A 25,522-nucleotide genomic window follows, 5' to 3' on the forward strand; every position below is an offset into this window, starting at 1 on the left:
AGACGATGTCATCAAGCAGTACCTGGAATTACATTCCGACAAATGATGCCTCCGGCGTCAGCCGGTGGTCCTTCACTGGCATTGCTGAACGAAGAGCGATGCTGCACCACAGGATCCTCAAAGACATTGAGGTTAGAGAGATCGGGCTCAGAAGCCAGATCGGATTTGCTCCGATAATCTGGTGTTCTGGCTTTGGCGCAACAGAAAGCGGAGCCAATGGCTCCGCGTGTTCCGTTCAACCTTATCAAAACCAAAGCACGGCCTGCCTCAGATCGCCAGATATTCGGACCGCAATTCTTCGTTTTCGAGAACTTCCGCTGCGGATCCGTCGAAAACGATACCGCCTGTATCCAGAATCACGGCACGGTCGGCCAGTTGCAAAGCGCGTATGGCGTTCTGCTCAACTATGACCGTTGTGATGCCTTGTTCCTTGATCACGCGCAGCGTCTTTTCGATTTCATCGACGATGACTGGCGCCAGACCTTCATACGGTTCGTCCAGCAACAGCACTTTGATGTCACGTGCAAGCGCCCGGGCGATGGCCAGCATTTGCTGTTCCCCGCCCGAAAGTGTGACACCTTCTTGCAAACGCCGCTCGCCAAGGCGCGGAAAGAGATTGTAAAGCCGCTCGATCGACCAGCCGATAGGGGGAGCGATTTGTGCCAGCTTGAGGTTTTCCTCGACGGTCAGGCCCGGGATGATCCTGCGATCTTCAGGGACAAGGCCAAGACCCAACTGTGACGCTTCATGGCTTTTCATTTTGTGCAAGGGCTGGTGGTCGAGCCAGATCTCGCCATGACGCAACTCGGGGTCATCCATGCGGGCAATGGATCGGAGTGTCGTGGTTTTGCCCGCTCCGTTGCGGCCAAGAAGCGCCAGAATTTCACCCTCATGGACGTTGAAGCTGATCCCTTGGACGATGTAGCTTTCACCGTAATAGGCATGCATGTCCCATATGCTGAGGAAGGCAGGGGCGGTCTGGGCATGGCTGATGCCCTTGGAGAAATCGGGTTTGACGTTCATGTCAGTGCTCCGTTCTGAGTCGTAGCGCCAAGAAAATTCGTACGAATTTTCTCAGGCGACGTTGCATTATGCGGCTTCCTGGGTTTCACCCAAATATGCTTCACGCACTTTGGGGTGACCTTTGATATTGTCCGGCGTATCTTCGACCAGCGGTGTGCCCTGTGCCAGGACAGTGATCCGTTCCGCCAGTGAGAATACCACGTGCATATCGTGCTCGATGATCGCAATCGTGATGTTCCGCTCTTCCTTGATTTGCTTGAGCAGGTCGATCGTGTTGTTGGTATCCGCCCGCGCCATTCCGGCCGTGGGTTCGTCCAGCAGCAGCAAGCGCGGTTCCTGAGACAAACACATTCCGATCTCGAGGCGCCGCTTATCACCGCGCGACATGGAGGCTGCGTGCATGTGCCGCTTGTCCGACATGTTCATCTCTTCCAACATGTGCTCGGCGCGCTCAACAATTTCGCGATCCTTCAGCATGTTGATGAACACATTGGGTTTGAACGATCCGTCTCGTTTTGCAAAGCAGGGGATCATCATGTTTTCCATGACGCTTAGATCGCCAAAGATCTCAGGAGTCTGAAACACACGCGAAATGCCCATCTGGTTGATCTCGTAGGGTTTGCGCCCCAGAACCGATTGCCCATCGAACATCACGGAGCCCGTATCCGGTATCAGCTTGCCGACAAGGCAGTTCAGCAAGGTCGACTTGCCGGCCCCATTTGGTCCGATGATCGCATGCACCGAGTTTTCCGCAATGCTGAGGTTCACGTCACCGAGCGCCTGAAGGCCGCCGAACCGTTTGCCCACGTTCTTGACTTCGAGAATTCCCATCAGTCGTCTCCTTATTCCGCAGGTGTGGTTTTGCCGTCAGGCGAGTCGTCAACCGGTGACTTGCGCTTGAACAGTTTCGCAATCTTTTGCCCACCTTCGACCAGACCACCCGGCAGGAAGATCACGACCGCCATGAAGATCAAGCCAAGCGTCAGGTGCCAGCCTTTGCCGATGAACGGATAGATCAGCGTGACAACGAAATCCTCAAGCCCGTCGGGCAGAAAGGCAAACCAGGTGTGGAGGATGTCCGAGTTGATCTTTGACAGGATGTTTTCCATGTACTTGATCGCACCAGCCCCCAGCACCGGACCAATCAGGGTCCCAACGCCGCCGAGGATTGTCATCAGGACCACCTCGCCAGACGCCGTCCAGAACATCCGTTCCGCGCCAACCTGTGTGTCCATCGCAACCATCAGACCGCCCGCCAAACCGGCATACATGCCGGAAATGACAAAGGCCGCCAGTGTGTAGGGCTTGGTGTTCAACCCGGTATAGTTCAGCCGCTGCTGGTTCGACTTCACAGCCCGCAACATCATCCCGAAAGGAGAGCGGAATATACGGATCGACATGTAGAAGGCCACAAGCATCACAATCGCTGCCACATAGTACCCCGCGTTGAAGGTGAACAGCCAGGACCCCATGCCCAGTTCAACGCTTGATCCCATTTCCAGCCCGAACAGGTTGGCCTTGGGCGTGGCGCCCGGCGCCAGAGCCGCATCAAGAATGCGCGGGTCTGTGATTTTCGGCTGCAAGCCCGTTTCGCCGCCGGTCAACGGAGTCAGCACAGAATAGGCCAGTGAATAAGACATCTGGGCAAAGGCCAGCGTCAGGATCGAAAAGTAGATGCCCGAGCGGCGTAGCGAAATCCAGCCTACGGCGAGGCTGAAAACACCTGCAACGATCACCGACACGACAATGCCGGGGATCACGTTCATCGTCAGCAGTTTCATCATCCACATCGCGGCATAGCTTCCGACCCCCAGGAAGGCCGCATGGCCAAAGGAGAGGTACCCCGTCAGGCCAAACAGGATGTTGAACCCGATCGCGAAGATACCGAAAATCACGAATCGCTGCATCAGGTCGGGATAGCCCGCGTTGAACTGTGCGAGGCCCGATCCTTCGGGGAAGGGGTTCAGGATAAAGGGCGCAAATGCGACGAGCACTGCAACCAGGATCAGCAGACGCGCGTCTTTTTTCTCAAGTCCGAACATGTGCTTAGTCCTCCATCACGCCCTTGCGACCCATAAGGCCACGCGGACGTGTCAACAAAATGATAATTGCAACGAGGTAGATGATGATCTGGTTCAATCCGGGCAGGATGTTCAGAACTTCGCGCATAGAGGCAAAGCTTTCCAGAATACCCAGCAGGAAGCCTGCCAGCACCGCGCCGGGCAGGGAGCCCATGCCGCCGACAACCACCACGACGAAGCTCAGGACAAGGAAATCCATTCCCATGTGGTAATTCGGGGAGTTGATCGGCGTGTACATCACCCCGGCCAGTCCCGCGACCGCGGCGGCAATCCCGAACATCAGGGTAAAGCGGCGGTCGATGTTGATGCCCAACAATTGAACCGTTTCACGGTCTGCCATACCGGCACGCACCACCATCCCGAAGGTCGTGAATTGCAGAAAGGCAAAGACAGCGCCGATGATGATCGCTGCAAAGCCGAAATATACGAGGCGCCAGTAGGGATAGATGATGACATTCGGATCAAACCCGAAGGCGGCACCAAAGTCGAAGGAGCCGCGAAATGCGTCGGGCGCCGGTGTTGGGATCGGGTTGGCACCATAAAAATACTTGATGATCTCTTGTAGAACGATGGCAAGGCCAAAGGTCACGAGGATCTGGTCCGCGTGCGGACGTTTGTAAAAATGCTTGATCAGCCCCCGTTCCATCGCGACGCCGATGCCGACCATGACCGGGATCGCAAAGAGGATCGACAGAGGTACGGCCCAGTCGATGAGTGCGTCGCCCGTTGCCTGACCAAACCAGTCATAGACATAAGGTACATCTACCTTCAGCGGGTTGCCCAGAAAGTCGGTTTGCGTGTTGTCCACAACCTCATGGCTGATCGATATGATCCGGCTGAGCGTTACGGCACAAAACGCGCCGATCATGAACAGTGCGCCATGGGCAAAGTTAACGACGCCGAGCGTGCCAAAAATGAGCGTGAGTCCCAACGCGATCAGCGCATAGGCTGATCCCTTGTCGAGTCCGTTCAGGACTTGAAGGATGATTGCTTCCATCGGTCTGACCTTTGGTTTGGAGATTTATCCGCGAAGGATGGGGTGGGGCGGGCCCGTTGGCCCGCCCCGGATCGTTGGCTTACGCGCCTGGGTTACACGCGCCCAGTTCGCCACCAAAGATGGAGGCGTCATAGGTCACCTGGCTCACAGGTGTGATTTCCACGATCTCAAGAAGGTCGAATTCCGACGTCGGGTTTTCTTTCCCCTTCACGACCAGCACGTCCTTGAAGCACTGGTGATCTTCGCCACGATACAGCGTCGGGCCATTGCCCATGCCGTCGAATTCGAAGTCTTTCAGGGCTTCGCCAACCGCACATGGGTTGAAAGAACCGCCACGTTCCACCGCATCTGCATAGAGCAGGGCCTGAACGTAGCAGGTGTGCGCCGCCTGGCTGGGGGGGAAGCCGTATTTGGTGCCGAAGGATTTGACGAATGCCTTGGAGCCTTCGTCCTGCAGCGACCAGTGCCAGTTTGTCGAACCAAAGATGCCTTTGACGTTGGCACCCGCACCCTTCGCCATCAGGCGGGAGTAGAGCGGAACAACGATCTCGAACTGCTTGCCGTTCACCATCCGGTCACGCAGGCCGAACTGAACCGCGTTTGTCAACGAGTTCACCATGTTGCCGCCGTAGTGGTTCAACACCAGCACGTCCGCATCCGATTGCAAGATCGGCGTAATGTAGGACGAGAAATCTGTCTGCGTCAGCGGTGTCAGAACCGTGGCTACGGTTTCCCAGCCCAGAGCTTCGGTCGACGTGCGAACGGCCTCTTCTGTGGTGTAACCCCAGTTGTAGTCGGCGGTCAGGTGATAGGCTTTGCGATCGTTGCCATAGTTGGCAGCAAGGATCGGCGCCAGCGCCGCGCCGGACATATACGAGTTAAAGAAGTGACGGAAGCCATTGGCTTTCTTGTCTTTTCCCGTTGTGTCGTTGGAGTGGGTCAGACCGGCCATAAAGATGACACCGGCTTCTTGGCACAACGCCTGAACGGCCACGGCCACACCTGACGACGAGCCGCCGGTGATCATGACAGCGCCGTCTTTTTCGATCATCGACCGGGCTGAAGCGCGGGCGGCGTCCGATTTCGTCTGCGTGTCGCCTGTGACGTATTCGACCTTCTTTCCCAGGATTCCGTTGCCTTGCAGGGCCTTGGACGAGAATGTGTTCAGCAGGCCGCCATCGCCGCCACCGTTCAGGTGCTCGACCGCCAACTCGTAAGCGCGCAACTCGTCCGCACCCTCATCCGCGTAAGGACCGGATTGCGGAACGTTGAAGCCCAATGTGACAGTGTCGCCCGTTGGTGCGTTGGTGAAGCCTGCATGGCTTTCGGCGCGCAGATACGTCGGAAGCGTGAGGCCGGCACCGGCAACGACGCCGGTTTGCAGCACGCCACGGCGTGTCAGGTTCAATTTGGACATAAATATCCTCCCATTTGTTGAAATGCGCAGCCAGGCTCCTCTTCCACGGCGGCGCGGCACCTATTAGTGCAAATGTCATAAGGCCCTCTTTCGGAAAATTGCGCAATAAACCCCTTGTTTTTCACAACTATTTTGTAAACATATCAACACCGCGCAGGGAGCATCTGTAAATTTTATTATGTCGCAGCGCAGAAACGCGTTGAAAAACCTGAGATAGGGGGACGGCAGCAGCATGACCAGAGAAGCACTAACCGGCAGCCGCATCCGCGAACGTCGTATCATTCTGGGCGTGAAGCAGGCGGATCTGGCGCGCCAGATCGGAATATCAGCGTCCTACCTCAACTTGATCGAGCACAACCGTCGCAGAATCGGCGGCAAGCTACTTCTCGATATAGCGGGGGTATTGGGGGTCGAAATTTCGGCGCTGACCGAAGGCGCCGAAGCTGCCTTGATCGCGGCTTTGCGGGATGCTGCCCAAGGGGCGCGGATGCCCGACGCCGAAATGGAACGTGCGGAAGAGTTTGCAGGCCGGTTTCCCGCCTGGGCGGATGCGTTGTCCAAATCCCACCGCAGGATCGCTGTCCTGGAGCGGATGATTGAAACGCTGAACGATCGCCTGACCCATGATCCCGAACTGGCCGCGTCCGTGCACGAAGTGCTTTCCACAGCGGCTGCGATCCGCTCGACAGCGTCGATCCTCGCGGAAGACAAGGATCTGGACCCAGAATGGCGCGACCGGTTTCATGCCAATATCGATGCCGACAGCCGCCGTCTGGCCGCCAGCTCAAAGGCTCTCGTCGGGTTTCTGGATGCAGAAACCGGTGAAGCAGTCACGTCCAGCACACCGCAAGAAGAGGTCGAAGAGTTTCTGGCGGCGCGCAACTACAGTTTTGAGGACCTGGAAGCCGGTGCGGTGCAACCCGCCGACGCCATAAAGGATGCACCGGAATTGACATCCGTCTCCGCCCGGCAAGTCGCCGAAGATGTCTTGAAGCGCATTGTCCAAGACAGTGAGCGCGTGGCGATGCCGAAGCTTGAGAGGGCTCTTGAGACGGTGGGCGCCGATCCTGTTGCGCTGGCCGAACATTTCCGGGTTTCGGTGCCGTGCATCATGCGCCGGATGGCTTCATTGCCGAAATTGGGGCTTGGCCTTGTGGTTTCGGATCGGTCGGGCGCGTTATTGTTCCGCAAGGGCGTTCCGGGGTTTGCGATCCCGCGCTATGGCGCGGCTTGCCCTTTGTGGCCCTTGTTTCAGGTATTGGGGCAACCGGGCCACGTCTTGTCGCAGCGGATACAGGTGCCCGGTCGCGCCGATGCCGTCTTTGATTGCTATGCTGCCGCCGAGTCCGTCGGACCCATGGTCATCAATGTGCCGCCGCTGATCGAGGCGACGATGCTGATCGTACCTGTTCCCGGCCCGGACCAGGACAGCGACGCTGCACCTCAGGAAATGGGGGCGTCGTGCCGTATTTGCCCGCGTCGCGGGTGCCCGGGCCGCCGCGAGCCTTCTATTCTGAGCGCAGGGTTCTGACGTTTTGACAGGCCGTGCAAAACTGCACATAGTCGGTCATGCGCACAATCGGGCCGCAGGTCCTGCGCATCAGGGGAGGAGACGCGAGCATGGATAAACATGTTCTGCTGGTGGAAGATGAGATGAATATCATCGAAGCCATTCGATTTTTGCTGAGCCGTGAGGGGTGGCGGGTTGATACCCATTCCGACGGTGCGACGGCGGTCGAGATCATTCGTAAACTGCGTCCGACGCTGGTGGTTCTGGATTACATGCTGCCAGGTAAAAATGGTCTCGATATCTTATTGGAACTGCGTAACGATCCTGATTTCGTCAATTTGCCGGTTTTGATGCTGACGGCGCGCGGCCAGTTGCGCGACCGTGAACAGGCCGAGAAAGCGGGTGTCAGCCGTTTCATGACAAAACCGTTTTCCAACACCGAAGTGGTGACCGCTGTGCGCGATCTGGTGCAATTGGCGCGATGAAACCGCCCTCCAAGCCTGCCATTTTTCTGGAGCGGAGCGGGTATCGGCAACGCCGGATGATGGATGCGCTGCGGGTGCTGCCGGTGCTGGGCGTGTTTTTGTGGATGTTTCCGCTGTTCTGGCCCACCGGCCCGGCCGAGCATGGCATCGCTGAACCGGTGAAAATGTCCTCTGCCGTCATCTACGTCTTTGGCGTTTGGGTGCTTTTGATTGCGATGTCTTTCGGGTTGCGCCGGATATTGCGCGCCACGCTGGAGCAAGAAGCGGCAGAAGTGGAAGAGGCGAGCGGGGGCGAAGCGCGCTGATGGCCTCCGTCAACCAGCTGATCGGCGTCAGTATCGCCTATGTTGTGTTTCTCTTTGCGGTCGCCTTTTTTGCAGAGCGGGCGGCCGCATCAGGCCGACGCGGCTGGCTCGGATCGCCGCTTGTCTACACCTTGTCGCTGTCAATCTATTGTACGGCATGGACGTTTTACGGCGCCGTCGGCTATGCGGCCCGATCCGGGATGGAGTTTGTGACCATCTATCTGGGTCCGAGCCTGGTGATGATCGGATGGTGGTGGGTCTTGCGCAAGCTTGTGCGCATCGGGCGTGCCCAACGGGCCACGTCCGTCGCCGACCTCATTTCCGCCCGCTACGGAAAATCCAATACGCTCGCGATCGTGGTGACGATCATGTCCGTGATAGGGGTGACCCCCTACATCGCGCTTCAATTGCAGTCGGTCACGTTGTCATTGTCGATATTTGCAGGCCCGGATGATGCCGGTGGCTTCAGCCAACCGGGGGGGGCGTTCTGGATCGCAGTGGGATTGGCCGTCTTCACCGTCCTGTTCGGCACGCGCAACCTGAACGCCAATGAACGTCACGACGGGGTGGTCATCGCGATTGCGGTCGAAGCGGTCGTGAAACTTGTGGCGCTGATGGCTGTCGGCATCTTTGTCGTTTGGGGGATCGCAGGCGGGATCGGCCCGATGATGGAGCGCATCAATACCTCGCCCATCGGCGAGTGGAACGTTGATCGCAGCCGTTGGGTCGCGCTGACGGCTTTGTCGGCGGCCGCGTTTTTATGCCTGCCGCGCATGTTTCAGGTGCTGGTCGTCGAAAATCAGGATGAACGCCATCTGCAAATCGCAAGCTGGGCCTTTCCTCTGTACCTGTTGCTGATGAGCCTGTTTGTCGTGCCTATCGCAGTCGTTGGCCTTGATCTGATGCCCGCAGGCTCCAACCCGGACCTGTTCGTGCTGACCGTCCCGCTGGCTGAAGGGCGGATCGGTCTGGCGACGCTCAGCTTTCTGGGTGGGTTTTCGTCGGCGACGTCGATGGTGATCGTGGCGACGCTGGCGCTGGCTACGATGGTGTCGAACCATGTGGTGATGCCGGTGTGGCTGAACGCGCAGGGCAACGGCGCGTCGGTGTCGGGTGATGTGCGCAACGTGGTGATCTTTGCCCGTCGTACGTCCATTCTGGTGATCATCGGCTTTGGATATCTGTACTACCGGTTTTCGGGTGGAGGGGCTGCGCTGGCGGCCATTGGTTTGATTTCCTTTGTCGGCGTGGCCCAGTTTCTGCCCGCCATGCTCGGAGGCATTTTTTGGCGGGGGGCCACGCGCACGGGGGCTCTGTCCGGATTGATCGTGGGGTTCGTGATCTGGGTCTACTGCTCGCTCTTGCCCAGCTTTGGCCCGGATGTGGTACTCAGCCGGGAGCTGTTTGAAGTCGGCCCCTGGGGTGTGGGCCTGTTGCGGCCCGAAGCGCTCTTTGGCATCGAAGGTCTGGATGCGACAGTACACGCGGTTGTGTGGTCCCTGACACTGAATACCTTCGCTTTTGTCGTCATGTCATTGATGACGTTTCCCGGTCCATTGGAGCGTCTGCAGGGTGCCCAGTTCGTGAATGTATTTGATCATTCAACTCAAACCCGTGGCTGGGACGCGGCCTTTGCGACGTCCGAGGACCTGATGATCATGTCTCAGCGCATCCTTGGCCCGACCGAAGCCCAGAACCTGTTTCGGGCCGAGGCGCGCAAGCAGGGTGTCCGAGGCCATCTGCCGGAACCCACGCAGGCTTTCTTGCAGCACCTTGAACGTGAACTGGCGGCATCGGTCGGTTCGGCAACAGCGCACGCAATGATCAGCCAGTTGGTGGGCGGGGCGTCCGTCTCGGTGCAGGACCTGATGGCCGTCGCGGACGAATCTGCGCAGATATTGGAATATTCCAACCAGTTGGAAGCCAAGTCTGCCGAGTTGAGCCGCACCGCCGGTCAATTGCGCGAGGCGAATGACAAGCTGACGGCCCTGTCGGTGCAAAAGGATGCGTTTCTCAGCCAGATCAGCCACGAATTGCGCACGCCGATGACCTCGATCCGGTCCTTTACGGAAATCCTGCGCGACACAGAAGGGTTGGGGCAGGTGGAAAAGACCAAATACGCTTCGATCATCCATGGGGAAACGATCCGCTTGACCCGGCTGTTGGACGCTTTGCTGGATTTGAGCGTTCTCGAGAATGGTCAGGTCAATCTGAATGTCGAAAGCGGGCGTTTGAGCGAAGTGTTGGACAAGTCCATCGTGACGGCGCAGGCCGGGGCGATGCGACCCTTGACGATCAAACGAAGACATCTGGATGAGGCGATCATCCTGACCACGGATTTGGATCGATTGAACCAGGTCTTTATCAATCTGATCACGAACGCTCAGAAATACTGCGCAGCGCAAACGCCGATACTGACCATTGAAGTGCACCGGAATGGCGAGAATGTATCGGTCGTGTTTGCCGACAATGGAATACCCATTCCGGTTCAATCACGGGCGCTGATTTTCGAGAAATTTGCGCGCATCAAGGACACCGAAGGGGACGGGGCCGGGCTCGGGTTGGCGATTTGTCGCGAAATCATGACGCGTTTGGGCGGCAATATCCGATATGCGCCGGACCTTGAGGGGAACGCGTTTGTTATCGATTTGCCGCGGTCTGCTGCGATGGCTGCGCAGTGAAGATGCAGAAATCCGCGCTGTGATAAAGCGATTGGTAACCATTCGCGCCTAATTGTTAAACCGGAGTTACAGGTGATTTGACCGATAGAGTATATGGGCGAAACCAAGTCAAATACGGTTCTGGGGCGCATTGCGGCCGCCGGGCGCGAGGATCATCAGGCGCGTGCCATGACCTTGCAAAAGGCCATGCGTGTGACGTTGACCAAGGTTGCGGATTCGCTGATGGACCTGCCCTTGGCGGTCATCGGATCGGTTGTCCAGAAAGTTACGGGTGATGGACTGGAAAGCGTCATTGACGATGATGCGTTGCTCCTTTTGCTGGATGGACCTACGGCACGTGTCGGTGCTGTGCAGTTCGACCCGGTGCTTGTCGGTGGGATGATCCAACAACAAACCATTGGCACCGTGCGTCCGGACACCGGCGCGGCCCGTCCGATGACGCGCACGGACGCCGCCATTTGCGCGCCGTTGCTCGACGCCGTTTTCGAACGGGTGCCCAAAATCGTTGACAGCGCGGAAGACGCCCGCCTCGTCGATGGCTTTCGTTTCGGTGCCAAGGCGGAGCATAGTAGGGCGTTGCGGATCGCGCTCGAAGCGCCCGAGTATACCATTTTGCGGCTCACAATCGATTTAGCGCGCGGTACGCGGCAGGGTGAAATGGTGATAATTCTTCCGATCCAACACCTGGAAGTGACGGTGCCGGAAGGGCCGGACGACCACGGCGAGCATAAGCTGCAACCACCCGAAATGAGTAAGGTGGTGATGGACCTGACAACAGAACTGAACATGATCCTGTGCCGGGTGAAGCTGCCACTGACAAAGGTCCGGGATCTCAAGCCGGGCGATGTGCTGGATATCCCTCCGGGCCATTTTCCAAATGTACAGATATGCGAAAAATTCGGGCGTGTTCTGGGGCAGGGGGTCGTTGGTCACGTGGATGGGTTGCGTGCCGTCAAACCCAAGCAAAAACCACTGCACGCATCCCAACCGCTGCGACGCGCCAGCGACGAAGATCGCGTGGACATGCCAAAGGTGGAAGAGATCGGTGACCGAAGGCGCGCACAAGATACGGATGCCAGGGTTTCGCAGAGCAATGAGAAATCGGAGGATGCAGGGGCAGCGCAACAGACGACGACCCTCGGAAAACCGTCCGATGCAGACGGGGCAAACGATTCTGAGCACAAAGTGCCTGCGATTGCCGATGCCCCTGAGGTCGACCTGCCAGCCCTGGAAGATTTTCCCGACCTTGAAGATCTGCCGGATTTGGCAGACATGCCTGACCTTGCTGACCTGTCCGAAACGAAATTGCCAATCGCGAGCTAGGACTGATCGTCAAACAGTCTTTGCAATAGCGTCCAGTGTCGGACGCAAGTTGTCCAGATCATACCCGCCCGATCGCGCTGCCGCGAGTACGTCATCTGTGTTCATCTTGCCAGCCTTACCAAGCGCCCAGACAATGGTAGACCGCGTACCGGAGGCGCAATAGGCCAAAACCGGGCCTGCGCTCTTTTCGATCGTCTTTGCATGCAATTCCACGTTCTCGGGGTTCATGGTTTGATGTGTCAGCGGCAGGCGCACAAAAGCCAGGCCCGCAGCCAAGGCCGCGGCCTCGATGGCGTCAGCCTGCAAACTCGGTGGGACCTCGGCATCAGGGCGATTGCAGATCACGGTCGTGATGCCTGCTGCTGCGATATCATTCATGTCCGCCGCATCAATCTGCGGAGCCACAAAGTAAGTCGGGGTGATTTGGCGAATATCCATGGCATCAAGAGTTAGGCCGTGATTGGCGGACTGTCCAGCGCGCGTCACAGTTGTCTGGTGATCCGTGGCGTCGGAGGCTTTGATGACCGGATTTCGATATCCGAGATCAGCGAAGCTGACGACCGAACCCCAGAGCATAGGTTTGATCATTCGCTCCAGGTCGTCGACAACAAAACAGCGAGACACGGCTTTGACGCATTGATGAGGTTCAGCTCAAAAAGATACCGATAATAACGACCATCAAGCCGATAACCGACAAAAACAGCGCTCCGAGGTTGCGTGGCAAAACGCGCTGCATGACCGCGCGCATTTCGGTGTCGTCCAACTTGGCGCGCCGCGCGCGCCAAACCGTCACAACGCACCACATAAGCCCCACGAGCCCCAGGACCGAAATCGCGGCGCCGCCCCAGATCAGGCCGTCAAACAAGCTAAATGTTTCAGTGCTTTCCATGGCACGCCCTTACCGGAACCCGATGTTCAGGGCAAGCGCGCGAATTCGCAAGCCATCCCCTCTTGCAGGGCACCGGCGAGGCCGCTATCCAACGCCCATCAATGCTTGGGAGAGCCAAGCCTCTGTCATCGTGGCTGGTGCCAAGAACGCCGGTTTTGACGTAAAAACGGGGCGATCCGGGCATCAAAGGATTGAAACGCTTTGCTGGGAGAGAAAAGGGATGCTGGGTCAAACACGATGAGGTGTTTCTCAAAGAGCGCTTTGAATACTCGCGGTGCGGCGGGCCCGGCTTGTCAAACGGTTAAGGCAAAAAAAAACGAGGTATTTTATCCTCTGGCGGTCTTCCAAAGCGAGTGGAGCCGCGTGAATCCGAAATCCGGCGAGGGGTCCAACGGGATTGAAAATTCAGACGAAGGTGGAAATCACGGAGATTGATGCTCCCGATCGCAGATGTCGTGGCGCCGGGTCTAAATCTGTGCGCGGGTGTGAGTGAATCGCCAAAACGGAAACAGGAAAAGCAGCACTTTCCTCACGAGATCATACCCAGACAGCGAATAGCCTGGCTTTCCAAGTCTCTGCGAACGTGATTTCTTGACTGCCGAAATACAAAACTTAGAAACGTAAGGACTGACAATGGATCAAGTATTGGATCAAGAATCCACACCGGATAGCTACAAGGTAACGGCAAACGAACTGCGGCAATTTGTAGAACGCCTGGAGCGTCTGGCCGCCGAGAAAAAGGATCTCGCCGAGCAGGAAAAAGAAGTCAAAGCCGAAGCTAAATCGCGCGGCTACGACGTTCGGATTCTTGTCAAATTGCTGGCGATGCGCAAGCGAGACGCTGACGACCTCGCAGAGGAAGAGGCCGTTCTGGAAATGTACAAAGAGGCTTTGGGTATGACCTGATAGGGATTAGACGTCCCTACAATCTCCCGATCTTATAGATAGCGCTGCCTCATAGTGAGAGCAGGATTGATGCTGTGCAGCCCCAAATAGCGCAGCAGCATCAAGCCTGCGGCGGTGGCGAGAAAGACGAACTGGGTCGTCGTTAACGAAGATCTAGATCTCCGCAACCGTATGCTAAGCAATGCCATGAGGCGTTAACAAGGTTGTGCGCACTCAGCACGCCTTGACCGCAAGCCAATCAGCAGAAAGAAACCGGAACGAATACTACACCTGAACTCCCCAAATTGCGGGGCAGGCCAATGCCCCAATGGACGACGACTTCACCTCTGTCTCAAGCTGGCCACGGATGGCCCACACGGCATTTATCCATCGACGTCTATGTCCGCATGATCATCGGCCTGTTCAAAACCCAGTCCATAAAGGTCCCCCGGCCTTGGAAGTCCGTCGGCCAGATCGCGTTGGACACCCTGAAACGGATCGACAAGGTATGACACCACCCGACATTCACAGCGTCATTGGCGACGTCACGCCCAAAACAGCGAGGCAGGCCTTTCATGTGAGCTTGAACGCAGACGAGAAAGCAGCCCAATCATTGAACCAGAAATTCCTTGGTAAACCGGGCACGGTTCAGTCGTCAATCGCGTTGCGGCCCTTGAGCGGCGCTGCACAGGAGGAGTGCAATATAGCGTTGGACGGGACGTATGCCGCACAGCCTGCAGCTTCTTTTTTTAGATAGGACTACAGATATTTAGGAAGCAGCGTCCGCATTTCGTCAGTCGTCGCCATTAATATTTTCAGCCCCTTCAAACACATTAATAAGAAGCCGAACCCATTGCACAAAAACGTAGACGGCTTTGGCAAAGCCGCCGGAAAAGGTGTGAGGCAAGAATGGGCGCCAAGCTGACCTTTTGGGTAGGTATCAAAAAGGAGCCAGATGGCCCCTTTTTGATTTCATTTGTGGTGTCTCAGGCCGCTGCGGCGAGGTTGCGCAGCACGTAATGCAGGACGCCGCCGTGTTCGATATATTCGATCTCGATCGCCGTATCGATCCGGCATTTCAGCATGATCTCTTTGGCCGAACCGTCGGCGAATGTGATGGTGCAGGGCACCTCTTGCAGGGGCTGGATCGTGTCGAGACCGGAGATCGAGACCGTTTCCTCGCCGGTCAGGCCAAGCGATTTCCGGGTGTCGCCACCGGTGAATTCGAACGGGATCACGCCCATGCCCACCAGGTTGGAGCGGTGGATTCGCTCAAAGCTTTCGGCGATGACCGCTTTGACACCCAGCAGGGCCGTGCCTTTGGCCGCCCAGTCGCGGCTGGAGCCTGCGCCATATTGCTCGCCGCCGAAGATGACCAGCGGTGTGCCGGCCTCCTGATAGGCCATGGCCGCATCGAAGATCGACGTTTGTGCGCCGTCTGGCCCTTTGGTGTAGCCGCCTTCGACGCCGTCCAGCATCTCGTTCTTGATGCGAATGTTGGCGAAGGTGCCGCGCATCATGATCTCGTGGTTGCCACGCCGCGAGCCGTAGGAGTTGAACTCGCGTGGGGCGACCTGCCGCTCCATCAGATACTGACCGGCGGGCGTGCTTTCCTTGAAGGATCCAGCGGGGGAGATGTGGTCGGTGGTGATCATATCTCCCAGCATTGCCAGCACCTTGGCGTCGTCGATGTTGCTGATCTTGCCCGGCTGCGCGCCCATCCCTTGAAAGTAGGGCGGGTTTTGCACGTAGGTGGATGTTGGTGGCCAATCGTAGGTCAGTGCGTCCGTGGTGTCGACGCCCTGCCATTTCTCGTCGCCTTTGAAGACGTCTGCGTATTTGGTCTGGAACGCTTCGCGCGTCACCGTCGCTTCGACGAGTTCAGCAATTTCCTGGGTCGAGGGCCAGATGTCTTTCAGAAAGACGTCGTTGCCGTCCTGGTCTTGCCCCAGTGGTTCGGTGGTGATGTCGATATTCATGTCACCCACCAGGCTGTAGGCCACCACAAGAGGGGGCGAGGCGAGGTAGTTGGCCCGCACATCGGGCGATATCCGGCCCTCGAAGTTGCGGTTGCCTGACAGGATGGACGTGGCGATCAGGTCGCCCTCGGAAATCGCGTCGCTCAACTCTTTCTGGATCGGGCCGGAGTTGCCGATGCAGGTGGTGCAGCCGTAGCCCACCAGATTGAAGCCGATGGCATCCAAATCCTCTTGCAGGTCGGCAGCTTCGAGATAAGCGGACACGACTTGAGACCCTGGTGCGAGCGATGTCTTGACCCATGGTTTGCGGGTCAGACCCTTTTCGCGCGCCTTGCGTGCGACCAGCCCCGCGCCGATCATCACATAAGGATTGGAGGTATTGGTGCAGGACGTGATCGATGCGATGACGATTGAACCATCATGCAGTTTGTAATCCTCGCCTTCGACGGCATGCGATTTGTGGTGTCCAACATTGCCGGGAATGTGGTGTGGGGCGGGTTGGCCGCCTTCGCCGGTCCACTCCTTTTTCTCATCCGCAGGCGCGGAGATGCCCGGTCTTTGGCCCTTGATATAGGCCCCAAAGGCGGCTGCGGCTTCGGTCAGCGCGATATAGTCCTGCGGGCGTTTGGGTCCAGAGATTGCGGGGACGATCGTGCCCATGTCCAGATGTAGCGTGTCGGTGTAGATCGGGGCATAGCTGTCGTCACGCCACATGCCATTTTCCTTGGCATAGGCTTCGACCAGTGCAATCCGGTCCTTGTCGCGGCCGGTGTTTTCCAGATAACGGAGCGTTTCCTTGTCGATCGGGAAGAAGCCACAGGTGGCTCCGTATTCGGGAGCCATGTTGGCGATGGTCGCACGGTCGGCCAGCGGCAGGCGGTTCAGGCCCTCGCCATAGAATTCGACGAATTTGCTAACGACGCCCTTGGCCCGCAGCATTTCAACGACCTTCAGGACGAGGTCGGTGCCGGTGGTGCCTTCCATCATCGAGCCTGTCAGCTCAAAGCCGATGACTTCGGGGATCAGCATCGAGATTGGTTGGCCGAGCATCGCGGCTTCGGCTTCGATCCCACCGACGCCCCAGCCCAGAACGGCAGCGCCGTTGACCATGGTGGTGTGGCTGTCGGTGCCGACAAGCGTATCGGGATAGGCGACCTGCTCGCCGTTCTGATCCGCATCGGTCCAGACGGTCTGACTGAGGTATTCCAGGTTGACCTGGTGGCAGATGCCGGTTCCGGGGGGAACGACGCGGAAGTTGTTAAAGGCGCTCTGGCCCCATTTGAGGAAGGTATAGCGCTCCATATTGCGCTCATATTCACGATCCACGTTCATCTGGAACGCGCGCGGGTTGCCGAATTCGTCGATCATGACCGAGTGGTCAATGACAAGATCAACGGGGTTCAGCGGGTTGATCTGTTCGGCGTCGCCGCCCAGGCTGACCAACGCGTCGCGCATTGCGGCCAGATCGACCACGGCGGGAACGCCGGTGAAATCCTGCAACAGCACGCGGGCCGGGCGGTAGGCAATCTCGCGTGGGTTCTTGCCGCCATTGGCACCCCATTCGGCAAAGGCCTTGATATCGTCAACCGACACGGTCTTGCCGTCCTCGAAACGCAACATGTTTTCGAGCACCACTTTCAGGGCGGCGGGCAGTTTGGAAAAGTCGCCCAGGCCAGCTTCGGTGGCGGCCGGGATGGAGTAATACGCGATCGACTGATCGCCAACTGTCAGCGTTTTGCGGGTTTTGGCGGTGTCGTGACCAACGGTGATGGGCATGAATGCTCCCTTTCTGAATGCGCTGCGGGACAAGAGATTTGGATGCGTCATGCCTTAACCAGCGCCTGCAATCAACAAATTTCGGGTCCGGTGCGACGATTTTGTATACTATTGCATACAATAAAGGCCGAGGGCAGTGACACAAATGCTCAACAAACCTTGATTGGTCATTTGATCGCATGCCTTTTAGGTCTGTGCCATAGTTGCTGTCCGATCTCCAAGCTGCGGTGCATATCTTCATGAAGAAACTGATTCCCCTCATTCTGACAGGCCTGTCCCTGTTCGGCACGTCGGCAGCAGCGCAATCGCCCGTGGTTGTTGAACTGTTCACGTCGCAAGGCTGTTCGTCCTGTCCGCCGGCCGATGCGTTGATGCACGAATTGGCCAAGCGGGACGATGTCATCGCGCTGGCGCTGCATGTGGATTACTGGGACTACATCGGTTGGAAAGATGAGTTTGCCGTCCCCGCCAATACGGAACGTCAGCGCGGCTATGCGCAAGAGGCAGGGCGCCGTTCGATCTACACGCCTCAGATGATCATAAATGGCGTCACCGATATTGTCGGAGCGCGGCCAATGGATTTGTCCAAGGCCATCGCCGAACACGCGGCCAATCCGACGCTGATTGCGTTAGAGGTGGAGCGATCAGGCTCGACCGTGTCGATCTCGGCGGAGCCATGGCAGACACCTGGTCCTCTGACGGTGCAGATGTTGCGCTATACGCCCGAGCGGACGTCGGACATTACCCGCGGAGAGAATGCAGGGCATGTGCTGACATATACCAACGTGACCGAGGATTGGGAAACCCTGGCCGAGTGGGACGGCGCAACGGCCCTTTCTCTGGAAACGGAGGTTGAGGGGGACCAACCGTTGGTCGTTCTCATTCAACACGGAACGCACGGACCTATTCTGGCCGCAGCCCAGATCAAGTAATCCGGTTCGCCCTCCAGCGCCGCGCCACCCAAAACCACTGTTCGGGATTTTCAAGAATACGCGCTCTCAGGCTGTCGTTCAGCGCTTGCGTCATTGTCACAGGGTCGCTGTGCGGTATCGGCGCTTCGAGCACGGACGCGAAGGACAGCCCATCGGGCTGCCGAATGCCGTAAAAGGGGATCAGCGAAGCGTCATACCGCAAGGCCAGTTCGGCGGCGGAAGTTGATGTATGCGCCGGTTTGCCCAGAAAATCGAGGATCGGCGCGTTTTCGACGTGTTGATCAAAGAGCAGGACAAGCTGACCGCCGGATTTGAGATGACGCAGGAATCCGGCCATGCCCGCGCGGTCCTGCGCAAAGACGGGGCCACCCAAGGCCTGTAGTGTCTGCACGTAATGGGCATTGAAATATGGGTTCGACATGTCGCGGTAGAGCCCGCCGACGTCAAATCCACGGCCAATGAGGGCCGCGCGCACGGCCTCGTAGTTGCCGAAATGCCCGCTGACCAACAGAGCAGGGCGGCCTTTGGCGCGCGCCTCCGAAAGGGCGGCAAATCCTGCGCCGCTGATCGCCGCGTTTTTTTGCTGATCCAGCAGATCGCGGGTCGCGTAGTTTTCGATCACGGTGCGCCCGGCATTGTACAGGCTGGTATCCGCGATGCGCTTTTGCTCGGCTGACGGCAGGTGCGGCAGGATCATTGCCACGTGCGCGCGCGCACGCTTGCGATATCCGGCAAGGGGGCCAATGACATGCGCCATCATCCAGCCCATCACCCGCCCGCGCATTTTGGAGGGCATGGTCAGCGCAGCAAGGATCACGCCGCGCGCCACAAGATTGGTCGCAAAATGTGCGGCCTTGGTGACCCAGGGTATTGTGTCGGGCGCTTTGCGCATCAGGCGGCTCTGCTGTCCAAAGGGGCGGGACCGCGCCTATTCGCGCGCCCCTTGTGCTGTGTGACAGACATAAATCCCTGAATGTGTGACCACAAGCGCCGCGAAAAAACCTCCGTCGTGTGCGTTGCGGCAATGGGGCCGGATAACCGGAGCATGGCGAGGTCGGATTTGTCAGATCTTGCCCGGCCTTCGATCTTGAGACGGTCTTAGGACAGCCTCGTCCTTCAGTTCCTGCGGTCTAGACCCCGCTTGTCAGGACGTGCCAGTCTCAGCTGTCGTCATCTGCGGAGATCAACGTCAGTTCGCCGTCACTTTCCATCTGTCGGATTGCGGTCACGACCGCCGCCATGGCGGCCTCGGTCTCAGCGGGCTTGGGTGTGCCTGCCTCGCCCACTTCTTCGCGCAATTGGTCTGCCATCCGTGCGGACATGTTTTCAAGAAGATGGTCGGCGCTGGCCTGCAAGCCTGCGGCTTCGGCACCCGCCAGAGCCGTGATCAGGGCCGCCGGGTCCACTGCGCGCAGGATGCGTGGCACATCGCGGGCGGCGATCCGGGCCGGGATGTTCGCAAAGGTGAAGATCGCCTTTCGGACGGCATTGGCAAAGCCCTCATCCGTCTCGTCGAGCCCAGCGAGCATGTCATCGCGGGTGAGCGAAGTGGAGGAATTAAGGATGGCGCCCACCCGTTCCACCGGCCCGTCATGAAAGGCGCGCACTGGCCTGTCCTCCAGCTGGCTGGCGAGGGACAGGCCGATTCTGTCGACTGCATCGGGCGTTACGGCCCCGGTCATTGACACCGCGTAGGTGATCTGGCGGGCGCGCGGGCCGGGCAGTTTGCCCAGCAGGTTCGCGGCCTTGCTCACTGGAAGTTTCGACAGCATCACGGCGGCGATCTCGACGCTCTCGTTCTGGAGGATCGGCAACAGCAACTCCGGCTCCATGTCGCGAATGCGTTTCCAAGGATCGCCTGCTTCGCGCACACCAGCCTCTTTGCGCAGGCGGGCCGCGGTTTGAGGGCTGATGCGGCCCTCAAGCGCACTGAGCGCGCCTGCCATGCCACCGGGGAAGGACAGCCCGATCCGGTCCACCTCGTCGGCAAACTCCGCAGCGACATGCTGCAGCGTATCGCGATCCACGGTGCGCATCGACCCCATGGCCTTGGTCAGATGCGCTTGCAACTCTTCGGGCAAATCCTCAAGCGGGATGTCAGCCCCGTCATTGAGCAACATCCGCACCACAATCGCAGCCTTGGCGCGACGGGACAGGGAGTTCGTGGTGAGAGAAAGACCGCCGCCCTGATGCACGATTGCGGGGGCGGCAGGGATGGGAACCAATTCAGTCATGCGCTGCCTCGATACGGGGATTTATACCCTACATCGCAGGCAAAGGTTGATAATCCTTCAACCGTTGCAGAAATCAGTACCTGTAGGTCTGGCCCGTTTCGATAGCAGTGCGCAGGGACGTTTCTGCCCATGTTCCGGCACCGCCGCGTTCCTGAATCTCGCGCAATTGCCCAATGGCTGCGACCTTGTCACCGGAGGCCACAAATCCTTGACCCATGTAGGAGCGGGCCAGAATGTTGTCGGGATTGGTGTCGATGGCCCGCTGGTAATACACATTGGCCAGTGCCACATCCCCAAGCATGCGCGCTGTGAACCCCCGATAGGTCAGCACTTGATCGGAGGCCTGATCGGGCATGTTGTCCATCACCTGCGTCGCTTCGTCGTAACGTCCGGCGTAGGCCAGTTCGCGCACGGCATCATACAGGGTGCCATTGTCCAGATGGGATGTCTTGTCGGGGCGCACGCATTTGCTGATGCTCGCATCCCATACTCCGTTCACCTTGGCCGAGAAGCGCACGTATTTTTTGATTTCAGGATCCCACTGGCGTTCCTGAAAGCAATCCTTGGTGGTTTGGGTTGTTTGCGGCTTCGACTCATCTTCGCCCCCAGCGGAAAAGCTTGCGGTTGGAAAAGCGATGGCAAGAGCAAGCACCGCAGTGACAGAGGGGGTACGAAACATCACAGATTCTCCAGTTGGGCGCGTCGGTTTCAGTTGTAGTCGTATAATCCGCCGCGCCCGGTCACTAAGTTTTCAACATTCCGTGAACGTCAGCCGGTTGTCATGACACAGCTATTTGTCGCGGAATCATAGGTCGATCCGGCAGCGCAGGACATCGCCTGTTGCTCGGTCTTTCCATAGTTGCAGCCCATCGCAAGGCTGAGCGTGGGGGCGAGGGTGAGAGCCAGCGCCACGGCGAGAGTCTTGGTCGTCATCAGTCGTCTCCTTTGTGTTGCAATTCACGTAAGGTAGAGCAACTTGCCGCGTGGACAAAATAAATTCGTGCTGCAGGCGATGCAACGGCCATGATTGCTGTTGGATTGGGCGCGAAACCGGCAGTATATCGCATAAGCGCGCATGGCCCGGCTGCTTTCGGTGTCAGAGCCTGCGGGCACCGGGGCGGCGGCAGACGCCGGTTTCAGTCGAGTTTGAACGGTTTGGGCAGCGTGCGCAGGGACCGCGCCCCGAGCTGTCCCATATTCGCAATCAGGTCCGACTTGAGAATGTGAGCAAGGTGATCCGGTCCTTCGGGACCCAGGGCCGCCAGTGCGTAGTGCCAGGCGCGGCCGAGCATGACGAAATTGGCCCCCGAGGCCAGGGCGCGCAGAATATCGAGCCCGCCCTCGATGCCACTGTCGAAGATGATGGGCAGGGTGGTGGCGCGCCGGATCGCGGGCAACACGTCGATCGTTGCAGGGGCCGCATCGAATTGTCGGCCTGCATGGTTGGAGACCCAGACGGCGTCGACGCCCAATCCTTGTAAACGCTCCGCATCTTTGCCGCGCAGCACGCCTTTGACCACGAATGGACCCTGCCAGGCGTCGCGCAACCATTTCACATAATCCCAGTCGGGTGATGTGCGGAGCAAATAGCCCACATGGGCGTTCACGGGCAGGTTGTTCGTTGCGGCATTGGCATAGGCGTCGAGCATCCGCATGTGCGGCATGCCCCTATGGGCCATTCCGAGCGCCCAGGCGGGGCGCAGGGCCACTTGCGCCAGGAGCCGTGGTGTGAGGCGGGGCGGGTTGGTCAGCCCCGACCGCGTCTGTCGTTCGCGCCGGGAGGCGACGGGAACATCGACCGTCAGCACGAGAGTGGTAAAGCCCGACGCGCGGGCCCGTTTCAGCATATCGCGCCGAATGCCTTCGTCGCGGGGCGGGTACATCTGGAACCAGCCGTTTTCGCCCAGCACATTTTGGATGTCTTCGGGCGCTGCGGTGGCTACGGTCGACAAGGTATAAGGTATGCCCAGTCGGTTTGCGGATTGCGCCAGATACCGTTCGGCGTCCGGCCACATCAGTCCGGACATGCCCACGGGTGCGATGCCAAAGGGCAGCGGCAAATCCGCGCCCAGAAAGGATGTCGTCAGGTCCGGTGTGAACTCGCCGTGCAGGATGGACGGCATCAGCCCGACCTTGTCGAGCGCGCTGCGGTTGCGCGCCTTGGTGGCTTCGCTACCAGTACCGCTGTCGAGATATTCCCAGACAAATTTGGGAATGCGCCTTTCAGCGCAGTTCTTCAGGTCGGAGAGAGCGGGGAAGCGCGCATCGTATGTCATGGCGCATCTTATGGCGCGACCGCACGACCGCTGCAAGGAGGCGTCTGAAAGGCTGGTGAGGGGGCTCGCGTGACGCGGCTGTGTGGATGGGGCCATGGCGGAAGAGGCTTCCGCCTTACGGGGCAGACAGCAGGTGGTGTCCTTGAAGCGGCAGCCGTTGCAGGGGGCGCTGCCCCCCCCCGCGCGTGCCGCGCGTCCCCCGGAGTTTTTCTGGCAAGATGAAGGGGTTGGAACATCTCAAGAACATGGCTTTTCCTTTGGTTTGGTCCGCGCTAGATTGCGGACATGAGCAGTTTTGATGATATGGACGCCTTTGAGGGTGCCGCTTCGTTGTCGGCGCGGGCTATGGCCGCGCGTCCGCAGCCTTATCTGGAGGGGTTGAACCCCGCCCAGCGTGCCGCCGTTGAGCAAATGGATGGCCCAGTGCTGATGCTGGCGGGGGCCGGGACGGGCAAAACCCGTGCGTTGACCGCGCGCATTGTGCATTTGCTGAATACCGGGCGCGCCCGGCCTAACGAGATCCTGGCAGTGACCTTTACCAACAAGGCGGCCCGCGAAATGAAGAATCGCGTCGGGGCCATGTTGGGACAATCCATCGAGGGCATGCCCTGGCTGGGGACCTTTCATGCGATCTGTGTCAAGCTGCTGCGTCGCCATGCGGAACTGGCAGGGCTGAAGTCGAACTTTACCATTCTGGATACGGACGATCAGATCCGTCTGCTCAAGCAGTTGATTCGGGCCGCCAACATCGACGACAAGCGTTGGCCTGCGCGTCAGTTGTCCTCCATCATCGACGGGTGGAAAAACCGGGCGCTGACGCCGGACAAGGTGCCTGCGGCGGATGGCGGGGCGTATAACCACAAGGGGGTCGAGCTTTATGCGCAGTATCAGGCACGTTTGAAGGAACTGAATGCCTGCGACTTTGGCGATTTGTTGTTGCATGTGGTCACGATTTTCCAGACGCATCCGGATGTTCTGGGGCAGTATCAACGCTGGTTCGCCTATATTCTGGTGGACGAGTATCAGGATACCAACGTCGCGCAGTACCTGTGGCTGCGCCTGTTGGCGCAGGGGCACAAGAATATCTGTTGTGTGGGCGATGATGACCAGTCGATCTATGGCTGGCGTGGCGCGGAAGTGGGCAACATTCTGAAGTTCGAGACGGATTTTCCCGGCGCTCATGTTGTGAAACTGGAGCAGAACTATCGCTCCACCCCGCATATTCTGGGCGCGGCGTCTGGCGTGATTGCGGGCAACAAAGCGCGGTTGGGCAAGACGCTCTGGACGGACAAGGACGAGGGCGAGAAGGTCCGGTTGATCGGCCATTGGGACGGCGAGGAAGAGGCCCGCTGGATCGGCGACGAGGTCGAAGCGGCGCAGCGTGGCACCCGTGGGATGGACCCTGTGTCGCTGGATCAGATGGCGATTCTGGTGCGTGCCAGCCACCAGATGCGCGCCTTTGAAGATCGGTTTCTGACCATTGGACTGCCGTACCGCGTAATTGGCGGGCCACGGTTTTACGAGCGGATGGAGATCCGGGATGCCATGGCCTATTTCCGGGTGGTGGTGTCGCCCGAGGACGATCTGGCCTTTGAGCGGATTATGAATACGCCCAAGCGTGGCCTGGGCGACAAGGCGCAGCAGACCATTCAAATCGCAGCGCGCGCCAATGAGGTGTCTCTGGTCGAGGGAGCGCGTCTGGCGGTGGAGCAGGGGTTGATCAAGGGCAAGGGCGGCAAAGAGCTTGGCGCGCTGGTCGCGGGGATTGACCGGTGGAATTCGGAACTGCGCGGCCCCCGGATTGAAATGACCGTGGATGATGATGCGGTGCTGGATGAGGGCGGACCTGCGCCCCGGTTTGAGTATGGGCCGCCGCGCCTGTCTCATGTCGAGTTGGCGGAAATCATTCTGGACGAAAGCGGCTACACCGCTCATTGGCAAAACGACAAGACGCCCGAGGCGCCGGGACGGTTGGAGAACCTCAAGGAACTGGTGAAGGCGCTGGAAGGTTTTGAAAACCTTCAGGGATTTCTGGAACATGTATCGCTGATCATGGACAATGCGTCTGAGGATGCCGGATCGAAAGTGTCGATCATGACCTTGCACGCCGCCAAAGGTCTGGAATTTCCGATGGTCTTTCTGCCGGGCTGGGAAGACGGGTTGTTTCCGTCGCAGCGTTCCATGGATGAGAGCGGGCAGAAGGGCCTCGAGGAGGAGCGTCGTCTGGCCTATGTCGGGATCACGCGGGCGGAGGAAGTGTGTACGATTTCCTTTGCCGCCAACCGCCGGGTTTTTGGGCAGTGGCAATCTTCGATGCCGTCACGTTTCATTGATGAATTGCCCGAGGAGCATGTTGATGTGCTGACTCCTCCGGGCCTGTATGGTGGCGGGTTTGGGGCAGCGTCACCGAGCATGGGCGTCCAGTCGAACCTGCATCAGGCGGCTGCGGATGCGAACGTGTACAACTCGCCCGGCTGGAAACGGCTGCAAGCCAGATCGGGCGAGCGGCCGATCAGCCAACCCAAGGAAAGCAAGAATACGGTGATCGACCTGACGGCCGTATCGAGCTTTACCGTGGGGGAACGAGTGTTTCACCAAAAGTTCGGCTACGGCGCGATTGTGGAGATAGAGGGCGACAAGCTGGAGATTGCGTTTGAAAAGGCAGGGACAAAGAAGGTCGTCGCGCGATTCGTGTCCGGCTGTGATGACATTCCGTTTTAGTTTGCGTT

22 protein-coding genes are annotated in these 25,522 nt (G+C 58.6%); 9 read left to right on the forward strand and 13 right to left on the reverse strand.

Annotated elements, in window-relative coordinates; translation table 11 throughout:
- Positions 1-267: 267 nt before the first annotated feature.
- From LC354_RS08360 to LC354_RS08380, 5 genes are all read right to left on the reverse strand, one after another.
- Positions 268-1,023 carry an ABC transporter ATP-binding protein gene (locus LC354_RS08360; RefSeq protein ID WP_223422853.1) on the reverse strand — a complete coding sequence of 252 codons (756 nt, stop codon included), beginning with the start codon at positions 1,021-1,023 and terminating at the stop codon, positions 268-270.
- Between the two features lie 66 nt (positions 1,024-1,089).
- On the reverse strand, positions 1,090-1,854 hold the full coding sequence (locus LC354_RS08365) for an ABC transporter ATP-binding protein (RefSeq protein WP_223422855.1): 765 nt from the start codon (positions 1,852-1,854) through the stop codon (positions 1,090-1,092).
- A gap of 11 nt (positions 1,855-1,865) precedes the next feature.
- A complete protein-coding gene (locus tag LC354_RS08370) occupies positions 1,866-3,065 on the reverse strand; it encodes a branched-chain amino acid ABC transporter permease (RefSeq protein ID WP_223422856.1) in 1,200 nt (399 codons plus the stop codon).
- A gap of 4 nt (positions 3,066-3,069) precedes the next feature.
- Positions 3,070-4,101, reverse strand: coding sequence for a branched-chain amino acid ABC transporter permease (locus LC354_RS08375; RefSeq protein ID WP_223422858.1), 1,032 nt, complete (start codon positions 4,099-4,101; stop codon positions 3,070-3,072).
- Between the two features lie 79 nt (positions 4,102-4,180).
- A complete protein-coding gene (locus LC354_RS08380) occupies positions 4,181-5,518 on the reverse strand; it encodes a substrate-binding protein (RefSeq protein WP_223422860.1) in 1,338 nt (445 codons plus the stop codon).
- Between the two features lie 232 nt (positions 5,519-5,750).
- Between LC354_RS08380 and LC354_RS08385 the strand changes: the two genes are divergently transcribed.
- The 5 genes from LC354_RS08385 (at position 5,751) to LC354_RS08405 (ending at position 11,822) form a co-directional block, all read left to right on the forward strand.
- The gene (locus LC354_RS08385; protein ID WP_223422861.1) at positions 5,751-7,049 is read left to right on the forward strand and encodes a helix-turn-helix domain-containing protein; all 1,299 of its coding nucleotides are present in this window, start codon (positions 5,751-5,753) and stop codon (positions 7,047-7,049) included.
- Positions 7,050-7,138: 89 nt separating this feature from the next.
- Positions 7,139-7,513, forward strand: a complete 375-nt coding sequence (locus tag LC354_RS08390) for a response regulator transcription factor (protein ID WP_223422863.1) — start codon at positions 7,139-7,141, stop codon at positions 7,511-7,513.
- A complete protein-coding gene (locus LC354_RS08395; RefSeq protein ID WP_223422864.1) occupies positions 7,510-7,818 on the forward strand; it encodes a hypothetical protein in 309 nt (102 codons plus the stop codon). Before LC354_RS08390 ends, LC354_RS08395 begins: the two co-directional genes overlap by 4 nt.
- On the forward strand, positions 7,818-10,499 hold the full coding sequence (locus tag LC354_RS08400) for a sensor histidine kinase (RefSeq protein ID WP_223422866.1): 2,682 nt from the start codon (positions 7,818-7,820) through the stop codon (positions 10,497-10,499). Before LC354_RS08395 ends, LC354_RS08400 begins: the two co-directional genes overlap by 1 nt.
- Positions 10,500-10,592: 93 nt before the next feature.
- The gene (locus LC354_RS08405) at positions 10,593-11,822 is read left to right on the forward strand and encodes a FliM/FliN family flagellar motor C-terminal domain-containing protein (RefSeq protein WP_223422867.1); all 1,230 of its coding nucleotides are present in this window, start codon (positions 10,593-10,595) and stop codon (positions 11,820-11,822) included.
- Between the two features lie 9 nt (positions 11,823-11,831).
- On the opposite strand, the gene LC354_RS08410 is transcribed toward LC354_RS08405, so the two are convergent.
- Positions 11,832-12,260 (reverse strand): TIGR01244 family sulfur transferase, encoded by a 429-nt coding sequence (locus LC354_RS08410; RefSeq protein WP_223422950.1) that lies wholly within the window; start codon positions 12,258-12,260, stop codon positions 11,832-11,834.
- Between the two features lie 208 nt (positions 12,261-12,468).
- Positions 12,469-12,711, reverse strand: a complete 243-nt coding sequence (locus LC354_RS08415) for a hypothetical protein (protein WP_223422869.1) — start codon at positions 12,709-12,711, stop codon at positions 12,469-12,471.
- A gap of 633 nt (positions 12,712-13,344) precedes the next feature.
- Between LC354_RS08415 and LC354_RS08420 the strand changes: the two genes are divergently transcribed.
- Both LC354_RS08420 and LC354_RS08425 read left to right on the forward strand, forming a co-directional pair.
- Positions 13,345-13,617 (forward strand): DUF2312 domain-containing protein, encoded by a 273-nt coding sequence (locus LC354_RS08420; RefSeq protein ID WP_223422871.1) that lies wholly within the window; start codon positions 13,345-13,347, stop codon positions 13,615-13,617.
- Between the two features lie 299 nt (positions 13,618-13,916).
- Positions 13,917-14,108, forward strand: coding sequence for a hypothetical protein (locus LC354_RS08425; protein ID WP_223422872.1), 192 nt, complete (start codon positions 13,917-13,919; stop codon positions 14,106-14,108).
- A gap of 474 nt (positions 14,109-14,582) precedes the next feature.
- Here the strand turns inward: LC354_RS08425 and acnA are convergent, their stop codons facing one another.
- Complete coding sequence (gene acnA, locus LC354_RS08430) at positions 14,583-17,351, reverse strand: aconitate hydratase AcnA (protein ID WP_223422874.1); 2,769 nt, start codon at positions 17,349-17,351, stop codon at positions 14,583-14,585.
- A gap of 239 nt (positions 17,352-17,590) precedes the next feature.
- On the opposite strand from acnA, the gene LC354_RS08435 reads away from it, so the two are divergent.
- The gene (locus tag LC354_RS08435; protein WP_223422876.1) at positions 17,591-18,283 is read left to right on the forward strand and encodes a DUF1223 domain-containing protein; all 693 of its coding nucleotides are present in this window, start codon (positions 17,591-17,593) and stop codon (positions 18,281-18,283) included.
- Here LC354_RS08435 and LC354_RS08440 read toward each other — a convergent pair.
- From LC354_RS08440 to LC354_RS08460, 5 genes are all read right to left on the reverse strand, one after another.
- The gene (locus tag LC354_RS08440; RefSeq protein ID WP_223422877.1) at positions 18,276-19,175 is read right to left on the reverse strand and encodes a lysophospholipid acyltransferase family protein; all 900 of its coding nucleotides are present in this window, start codon (positions 19,173-19,175) and stop codon (positions 18,276-18,278) included. The genes LC354_RS08435 and LC354_RS08440 overlap by 8 nt on opposite strands.
- A 268-nt stretch (positions 19,176-19,443) precedes the next feature.
- A complete protein-coding gene (locus LC354_RS08445; RefSeq protein WP_223422879.1) occupies positions 19,444-20,517 on the reverse strand; it encodes a flagellar motor switch protein FliG in 1,074 nt (357 codons plus the stop codon).
- Between the two features lie 73 nt (positions 20,518-20,590).
- Positions 20,591-21,196: a tetratricopeptide repeat protein gene (locus LC354_RS08450; protein WP_223422881.1), complete on the reverse strand. Its 606-nt coding sequence runs from the start codon at positions 21,194-21,196 to the stop codon at positions 20,591-20,593.
- A gap of 89 nt (positions 21,197-21,285) precedes the next feature.
- Positions 21,286-21,450: a hypothetical protein gene (locus tag LC354_RS08455; protein ID WP_223422883.1), complete on the reverse strand. Its 165-nt coding sequence runs from the start codon at positions 21,448-21,450 to the stop codon at positions 21,286-21,288.
- Positions 21,451-21,653: 203 nt separating this feature from the next.
- The gene (locus LC354_RS08460) at positions 21,654-22,793 is read right to left on the reverse strand and encodes an alpha-hydroxy acid oxidase (protein ID WP_223422884.1); all 1,140 of its coding nucleotides are present in this window, start codon (positions 22,791-22,793) and stop codon (positions 21,654-21,656) included.
- 285 nt (positions 22,794-23,078) lie between these two features.
- Between LC354_RS08460 and LC354_RS08465 the strand changes: the two genes are divergently transcribed.
- Positions 23,079-25,514, forward strand: coding sequence for an ATP-dependent helicase (locus tag LC354_RS08465; protein ID WP_223422886.1), 2,436 nt, complete (start codon positions 23,079-23,081; stop codon positions 25,512-25,514).
- Positions 25,515-25,522 lie beyond the last annotated feature (8 nt).

This window comes from Tateyamaria pelophila (assembly GCF_019966495.1).
In the GTDB taxonomy this organism is placed as follows: Bacteria; Pseudomonadota; Alphaproteobacteria; order Rhodobacterales; family Rhodobacteraceae; genus Tateyamaria; species Tateyamaria pelophila.